At 72.8% G+C, this 7,471-nt stretch carries 7 protein-coding genes and 1 pseudogene; 4 read left to right on the top strand and 4 right to left on the bottom strand.

Features of this window, described 5'->3' with window-relative positions:
- A partial coding sequence (locus FV223_RS15685) for a hypothetical protein (protein WP_147727909.1) occupies window positions 1–243 on the bottom strand: 243 nt, incomplete at its 3' end.
- Window positions 240–2,549 carry an FdhF/YdeP family oxidoreductase gene (locus FV223_RS15680; protein WP_147727908.1) on the bottom strand — a complete coding sequence of 770 codons (2,310 nt, stop codon included), beginning with the start codon at window positions 2,547–2,549 and terminating at the stop codon, window positions 240–242. The genes FV223_RS15680 and FV223_RS15685, both read right to left, overlap by 4 nt.
- A 161-nt stretch (window positions 2,550–2,710) precedes the next feature.
- Here FV223_RS15680 and FV223_RS15675 point away from each other — a divergent pair, with 161 nt between their 5' ends.
- Window positions 2,711–2,992 carry a hypothetical protein gene (locus tag FV223_RS15675; RefSeq protein WP_147727907.1) on the top strand — a complete coding sequence of 94 codons (282 nt, stop codon included), beginning with the start codon at window positions 2,711–2,713 and terminating at the stop codon, window positions 2,990–2,992.
- An 80-nt stretch (window positions 2,993–3,072) separates the two neighbouring features.
- Here FV223_RS15675 and FV223_RS15670 read toward each other — a convergent pair whose 3' ends face one another.
- Together FV223_RS15670 and FV223_RS15665 are read right to left on the bottom strand one after the other, a co-directional pair.
- Entirely contained in the window at window positions 3,073–4,161 is a 1,089-nt protein-coding gene (locus tag FV223_RS15670; protein ID WP_147727906.1) for a quinone-dependent dihydroorotate dehydrogenase, read from the bottom strand.
- Complete coding sequence (locus FV223_RS15665) at window positions 4,158–4,505, bottom strand: DUF952 domain-containing protein (protein ID WP_147727905.1); 348 nt, start codon at window positions 4,503–4,505, stop codon at window positions 4,158–4,160. The genes FV223_RS15670 and FV223_RS15665 overlap by 4 nt, the downstream gene beginning before the upstream one ends.
- 189 nt (window positions 4,506–4,694) lie before the next feature.
- Here FV223_RS15665 and FV223_RS15660 point away from each other — a divergent pair, with 189 nt between their 5' ends.
- From FV223_RS15660 to FV223_RS15650, 3 genes and pseudogenes are all read left to right on the top strand, one after another.
- Window positions 4,695–5,327 carry a helix-turn-helix transcriptional regulator gene (locus tag FV223_RS15660; RefSeq protein WP_147727904.1) on the top strand — a complete coding sequence of 211 codons (633 nt, stop codon included), beginning with the start codon at window positions 4,695–4,697 and terminating at the stop codon, window positions 5,325–5,327.
- 336 nt (window positions 5,328–5,663) lie between these two features.
- Window positions 5,664–6,755 (top strand): ATP-binding protein, encoded by a 1,092-nt coding sequence (locus FV223_RS15655; protein ID WP_147727903.1) that lies wholly within the window; start codon window positions 5,664–5,666, stop codon window positions 6,753–6,755.
- A 142-nt stretch (window positions 6,756–6,897) separates the two neighbouring features.
- Window positions 6,898–7,471: pseudogene (locus tag FV223_RS15650) on the top strand (RND transporter); the annotation flags it as partial.

The following is a 7,471-nucleotide window of genomic DNA, read 5'->3' as shown; positions in this document are numbered from 1 at the left end:
CGCCCGGCCCGACCGGGCGTCGCGCCGGCCCACCGCGAGGAGCCCGGCTTCCTCCAGGGCGGTGACGGCGCGCAGCGCGTGGGCGTGGGCGACGTCGAGGGCCTTGGCGAGGCCGCGGCTGTCGGCGGCCAGGCCGCCCTGTGCCGCCGCCAGCAGCACGGCCTCGATCGATCCGAGATCCGGCCGCCGGCGGGCGATCGCGTCGACCAGCGCGAGGAACGCGGCGTCGTCGGCCTCGCTCAAGCCGCCGCGGCCGCTTCCGCGCGCCCGCGCACCGTGACCAGCACCGACTTCGAGGTCGGCGTGTCGCTCTCGGCGCCGAAGGTCGAGAGCGGCACCAGCACGTTGAGCTCGGGATAGTAGCCGGCCAGACTCCCGCGCGGCATGTCGAACGGCACCAGCCGGAAATCCTCGGCGATGCGCGACGTACCGTCCGCATGCAGTCCGACCACGTCGACCCGCTCGCCGAAGCTTTCACGCAGGGTCGCGAGGTCGTCCGGGTGGCAGAAGATCACCCGGCGCTCGCCGTAGACGCCGCGGTAGCGGTCGTCGAGGCCGTAGATCGTGGTGTTGTACTGGTCGTGGCTGCGGAAGGTCTGGAGCACGAAGGTGTTTTCGGCCGCCGAGGCCACCTGATGCTCGGTCGCCTCGGGGAGCGCGTCGGCGGAGAAGTTGGCGTGGCCGGTGGCGGTCTCGAACACCCGCTCGGCGGCGAGATTGCGCAGCATGAAGCCGCGCGGGCGCCGCACCCGGACATTGTAGCCGGTAAATCCCGGGATCGTGCGCTCGATCCGGTCGCGGATGCGGTCGTAATCCTCGGCCATTTCCGCCCAGTCGATCCGGCCCGAGCCGACGGTGGCCGCGGCCATGCCGGCGATGATCGCGATCTCCGAGCGCAGCTCCTTCGAGGCCGGCTTGTTGATGCCGCCCGAGCCGTGGACCATGCTCATCGAATCCTCGACGGTCACGATCTGAGTCTTGCCGGCGGCGTTCCGGTCGATCTCGGTGCGCCCGAGGCAGGGCAGCACGTAGGCGACCCGGCCCGGCACCAGGTGCGAGTGGTTCAGCTTCGTCGCGATGTGGACGGTCAGCTCGCACGAGGCCAGCGCCTTGGCCACCAGGGCCGTGTCCGGCGTGGCGCGGGCGAAGTTGCCGCCGAGGCCGATGAAGGCCTTGGCGCTGCCGTCGAGCATCGCGCCGATGGCAGCCAGCACGTTGTGGCCGTGCCGGCGCGGCGCTGCGAAGCCGAACTCGCGCTCGAGCGCGTCGAGCAGGGCGGCCGGGGGCTTCTCGTTGATGCCGACCGTGCGGTCGCCCTGCACGTTCGAGTGGCCGCGCACCGGGCACAGGCCCGCGCCGGGCCGCCCGATGTTGCCGCGCAGGAACATCAGGTTGGCGATCTCGCGCACCGTCGCCACCGAGTGGCGGTGCTGGGTCACGCCCATCGCCCAGGTGGCGATCGACTTCGACGAGGCGACGTAGATCGCCGCCACCTCCTCGAGCACCGCGCGGGCGAGGCCCGACTGGTCCTCGATCGCGTCCCAAGTGGTCGCGTCGACCGCGGCGCGGTAGGCGGCGAGGCCTTCGGTGTGGCTGTTGAGGAAGGCGCGGTCGAGCACCGAGGGGCGGCCGGCGGCGAGCGCCGCGTCGTCGGCGGAAAACACCGCCTTGGCGATGCCGCGGAAGGCGGCCATGTCGCCGCCGAGCCGCGGCTGCAGGTAGTGGCTGGCGATCGGCCGGCTCGCGCCGCGCAGCATCTCGACGGTGTTCTGCGGGTCGGCGAAGCGCTCCAGGCCGCGCTCGCGCACGGGGTTGAACACGACGACCTTGGCGCCGCGCTCGGCGGCCTTGCGCAGGTCGGCCAGCATGCGCGGGTGGTTGGTGCCGGGGTTCTGCCCGACGACGAAGATCGCGTCGGCCTTCTCGAAATCCTCCAGGAGCACCGTGCCCTTGCCGATGCCGATGGCCTGGCCGAGCCCGATGCCGCTGGCCTCGTGGCACATGTTCGAGCAGTCGGGGAAGTTGTTGGTGCCGTAGGCGCGGGCGAACAGCTGGTACAGGTAGGCGGCCTCGTTCGAGGCGCGGCCGGAGGTGTAGAACTCGGCCTGGTCCGGGTGGTCGAGGCCGCGCAGCGTCGCGCCGATCTCGGCGAAGGCCGCGTCCCACGTCACCGCGACGTAGCGGTCGCTCGCGGAATCGTAGCGCATCGGATGGGTGAGGCGGCCCTCGCCTTCGAGGGCGTAGTCGCTCCAGCCGCGCAGCTCGGTCACGGTGTGGCGCGCGAAGAACTTCGGCGGCGTGCGCTTGTCGGTGGCCTCCCACGACACCGCCTTCACGCCGTTCTCGCAGAACTCGAACGACGAGCCGTGCTCCGGGTCGCCCCAGGCGCAGCCGGGGCAGTCGAACCCGTCGGGCTGGTTCGCCTTGAGCAGGGCGCGGGCACCCGAGAGCGGGGAGCGGCTGCCGAGGAGATGCTTGCCGCAGCTCTTCAGCGCGCCCCAGCCGCCTGCGGCCGAGGAGCGCTTGGGCGTGGCGACGGGGTCGGTCATGACGGGGCCTAAATCGGGTTTCGCGCGTGGCGATCACGCACTTGCGAGATAAGAGACCGCGTGGGTGCTTCTCAATCGTGCCCCGGCGCACCCCCCTCATGCGTCCGGCACGCGCGCATTTTTAACGGTTCTCGTTTCCGGACACGGCGAAGGGTCGGTCGATGCAGGCACGGGTTCGGATCGTCGCGGCGCTGGCGGCCGGCTGCGCGGTCGCGATCGCGATGATGGCGCACGACCGGGCCCGGGATGCCGCCTGGGCCGTCACGGCGAGCCAGATCGCCGACGCGCGGGCGCACGGCAAGCCAGGGGTGGAGATCGCACCCGGCCGCTTCGTCACGGAGCCGCTCCCGAGCGAGGGGGCCGCGCTGCTGCCGGTGAAGTGGGGTCTGATCGGCGCCGTCGTCGCCGGCGCGGTGCTGGTCGGGACGCGGCGGCGTGCGTGAGCGGACGGCAAGCGCTCCCGTGACTGCAAACGAAGCCGCGCCCTCCCTCCCCCCTCTGCGGGGGAGGGAAGGGCGCCGGTCTAAGCCGCCTTGGACAACGCCGTCGCGTCGCGCCCGACGATCTCGGCCAGGCTCGCCAGCCCCTCCGCCCGCATCCGCTCGAGCAGGCCGCGCTTGATCGTGGAGACGAGGCCGGGGCCTTCGTAGACCAGCGCCGAGTAGAGCTGCAGCAGGCTCGCGCCGGCGCGGATCTTGGTCCAGGCGGCCTCGGCCGAGTCGATGCCGCCGACGCCGACCAGGGGCAGCCTGTCGCCGACGCGCCGGTAGGTCTCGGCCAGCATCCGCGTCGAGGGCGCGAAGAGCGGACGGCCGGACAGGCCGCCGGCCTCCCCCGAGAGCTTCGTCTCGGTGAGCGAGGCCGGCCGCGCGATCGTGGTGTTCGAGACCACGAGCGCCTGAACCCCGCGGCGGATCGCGGTCGCGCAGATCGCGTCGAGCGCGTCCAGCGTGACGTCGGGCGCGATCTTCAGGAGGATCGCGGCCTTCGTGCCGTTCCGGGCCGCGGCCGCGTCGCGGGTCGCGACCACGCGGGCGAGCAGGTCGTCGAGGAAGGCCTCGCCCTGGAGGTCGCGCAGGCCCGGGGTGTTGGGCGACGACACGTTGACGGTGACGAAGTCGACCAGCGGCGCCAGCCGCCCGGTGCAGGCGACGTAGTCGGCGAGCCGGTCGGTCGCGTCCTTGTTGGCGCCGATGTTGACGCCGACGATCCCCGGCCGCCCGGCCCGTGCCCGCAGGCGCTCGGCGACGACGTCGAGGCCGGCGCTGTTGAGCCCGAAACGGTTGATCACCGCCCGGTCGCCGGGAAGCCGGAACACCCGCGGGCGCGGGTTGCCGGGCTGGGGCTTCGGCACCACGCCGCCGACCTCGACGAAGCCGAAACCCAGGCCGAGCAGGGCGTCGGCCGCCTGCGCGCCCTTGTCGAAGCCCGCCGCGAGCCCGACCGGATTTGGAAACCGCCGGCCGAACACCTGGACCGCGAGCCGAGCATCGTCGGCCGGCGGCGTGCGCGACGGCAGCAGGGTCAGCGCGCGAACGGTGAGGTTGTGTGCGTGCTCCGCGTCGAGACGGTGGAGGGCCGGGCGCAGCAGCGGGAACAGGGCGCCGATCATGCCGGAATCTCCGCGGGCAGCGCGGGCACGCCGTCGGGTCCGAGCGGCAGCGCGCTCACGCTGCGCACCGCGTCGAGGGGCAGGTCGCCGTAGAGGTGCGGGAACAGATCGCCGCCGCGGGAGGGCTCGAACCGCAGCGCGGGGCCGAGCGCCTCCGCCTCGACGGCGACGAGCACGAGGTCGTTCTGACCGGAAAAGTGCCGCCGCGCGGTCTCCGCGAGCTGCGCGGCTGTGGAAAAGTGGATGAAACCGTCGGTCCGGTCGATCCCGGCGCCGGTGAACCGGCCGAGGCCCTCCGCGTCCCGCCAAAGCGTCTCGGGACAGATCTTGTAGATCAGCGTCATCGCGGCACCCGGTCTCCGATGCGCCGTCGATAGGGTGCCGGGCCGCCTCCTGGCAACCGTTTCGGGGTGCGATCGGGCCAGCGGAACGGCGTGGATCACCCATTCGGCCGATTGCCTTTTTCAATCCGTAGTTCTACTTTCCTACAACTAGGCCGTGCGTCTCAGCGGTCGTTTTCGCCTTGGTCACGCATGCTGTCCCACGAGCAGATTTGGAATGCCATCGACCGTCTGGCCGAGCGCCACGGCTTTTCGCCATCCGGCCTCGCCCGACGTTCCGGCCTCGACGCCACCAGTTTCAACCGATCCAAGCGCGTCGGCGTCGACGGCCGCAAGCGCTGGCCCTCCACCGAGTCGGTGTCGAAGGTGCTGGCCGCGACCGGCGCCAGCCTCGACGACTTCCTGCGGCTGATCGAGGCGCGCGAGGGGCCGCCGCGCGCGACCGTTCCGCTGATCGGCCTGACCCAGGCCGGCGCCGGACGCCAGTTCACCGACGAGGGCATGCCGACCGGCGGCCCCGGCTGGGAGGAGATCGAGTTTCCCGATCTCGGCGAGGAGCGCGCCTTCGCCCTGGAGGTTCAAGGCGATTCGATGCTGCCGCTGTTCCGCGACGGCGACGTGTTGATCGTCTCGCCGTCGGCCGGCGTGCGCAAGGGCGACCGCGTGGTGGTGCGGCTGCATTCCGGCGAGGTGCTGGCCAAGGAACTCCGCCGGCGCACCGCGCGCACGGTCGAGCTCGCCTCGCTCAACCCCGAGCACGAAGACCGCAACCTCAACGTCGGCGAGATCGCCTGGATCGCCCGGGTGATGTGGATCCGGCAGTAGAGGCTGTCGGGGGGCGGTCGGTCCTCCGCTCCGTCGTCCCGGGGCCGCGCAGCGGAGCCGGGGATCCAGACCCGTCGGCGGCGCTTTTCCGAGCACGGCCTGCGGTTCTGGATTCTGCGTGCGCCTTCGGCGCCGCGGAATGACGCGATTGTGTTGAAGGGCCTGAGGCCCGACGCAGCCCCGGATGGGGCCTGCGAGAGACGGCGGACCCGCTTCTGCACTTGAGCGCCCGACCGCCGCCGCGTCCCGCGGCCGCGCTTCAGGCTTGGCCGTCCGGCGCGATGCGGCTATCGCTGAGCGCGTCGGGGCCGTCGCTCCGCGAGGCCGGACGAGAGCATGGCAGAGCCCGACGCGGACGCCTTCGACGAACCGGCGATCGAGGCCGGCTGGACCGCGCTGCTCGATGCCGCGGCGCCCGCCTTCCTGTTCGACCCGCGCCGGCCCGACGCGCCGATCGTGCACGCCAACCCGGCCCTGCTGCACCTCGCCGGGCTGGAAGCCGCGGCCCTCGTCGGGCGGAACGTCCGGCTTCTGGCGGCCGACCGCCGCACCCTCGACGACGGCGCCGAGTTCCTGGCGGCGCGCGGCGACGGCTCCACCTTCTGGGCACGCCTGACCCTCGGTCCCATCGCCGGGAGCCCGTACCGCCTCGGGCAGGTCTTCGACGTGACGCGCCGGCGCGACGCCGAGAGCGCCCTGGTGCTGTCGCGACAGCGCGAGGCGCTGGGGCTGCTCACCAACAGCGTCGCGCACGAGTTCAACAACTTCCTCCAGATCCTGATCGGCTACATCGACGGGCTGAAGCGCCGGCTCGGCGACAGCCAGGAGCCGTTCATCCAGCGGGCGATGAGCCGCTCGACCGACGCCACCGAGCGTGCCGCGATCCTCACGCGCCAGCTGCTGGCCTACTCGCGCAAGATCGCCCCCGACGTGCGCCCGATCGACCTCGACGCGCTCGTCGCCGCGACCGCGGAGCGCCTGCGCCCCGGCCTGCCCGCCGGCGTGCGCCTGGAGGTCGCCGGCACGCCCGGCCTGCCGCGGGCGATCAGCAACCCGCTCCAGGTCGAGCTGGCGCTCGGCCACGTCGTCACCAACGCCTGCGAGGCGATGCCGGACGGCGGCACGATCCGGATCGAGAGCTTCCACATCGCACCCGGCGACCGGTCGGTCCAGCGTCCGGAGGACGGCGCGGTCGGCATCCGCATCGCCGACACCGGCGCCGGCATGTCGCCGGAGATGCTGGCCCGGGCGCTCGCACCCTTCGCCACTAGCCGCGAGGCCGGCCGCGGGGCGGGGCTCGCCATCGTCCACGGGCTGATGAAGCGGCAGAACGGCACCATCGCCCTGGACAGCCGGGCGGGGGAGGGCACGCAGGTGCGGCTGGTGTTTCCGGCCGCGCCCGAGCGGGCCGCATCCGGCCCGCACTGACGATTCGTTCGCGATGCTGCGGAAAACATCGCGGACCGACGGACTAAAACCCCGCGCCCCGCGTCACCATCTTAATCGTCGGCGCTCGCGCCAGGACGTTTGACGACGTCCACGACGTTTCGAGATGATTAGAGGCGTATCGATGCTCACCTCCACCACGCGCCGCAAGCGTGCGGCGACCATCCTGGCGCTGGCGGCCGCGCTGACGGTCGCGGCGCCCGCCGTCGAGGCCCCGCGCGGCGCGTCGAGCACCGACGCGCTCGAGCTCGTCGCGGTGGCGCGCGACGGCAGGCTCACGCTGTTCCTCGACCGTGCCGACACCAACGAGCCCGTGGCCGACGCGACCATCGAGGCGAAGACGCCGGCGGGCAAGGCCGCCGCGGTCGCGGGCCCCGATGGGAGCTACCGCCTCGACGCCCCCTGGAGCGCGGTGCCCGGCGACTACGACGTGCTGTTCACGGTGACCGTCGGCGGCAAGACCGACCTGTTCCCGGTCGACCTCGACGTGCCGGTGCCGCCGGCCCCGACGCCCGAGCCCGCGCCGTGGCATGCCGGCCTCGCCGTCGCCCACGATTTCGGCGCGCACCTGCGCAGCGCCGACCCGATGCCATTCCTCGTCGGCGGCGCCGGCTTCGTGCTCGGCATCCTCGCGACGGTGCTGATGCGCGGGCGCCGGAGCGGCGCGGCACTCGCCCTCGTCGTGCGCGCGGCCGGGC

It is taken from the genome of Methylobacterium sp. WL116 (assembly GCF_008039455.1).
Classification (GTDB): Bacteria; Pseudomonadota; Alphaproteobacteria; order Rhizobiales; family Beijerinckiaceae; genus Methylobacterium.
The sequence above is the reverse complement of the archived record's forward strand: the minus strand, read 5'-3'. Positions and strand labels throughout refer to the sequence as shown.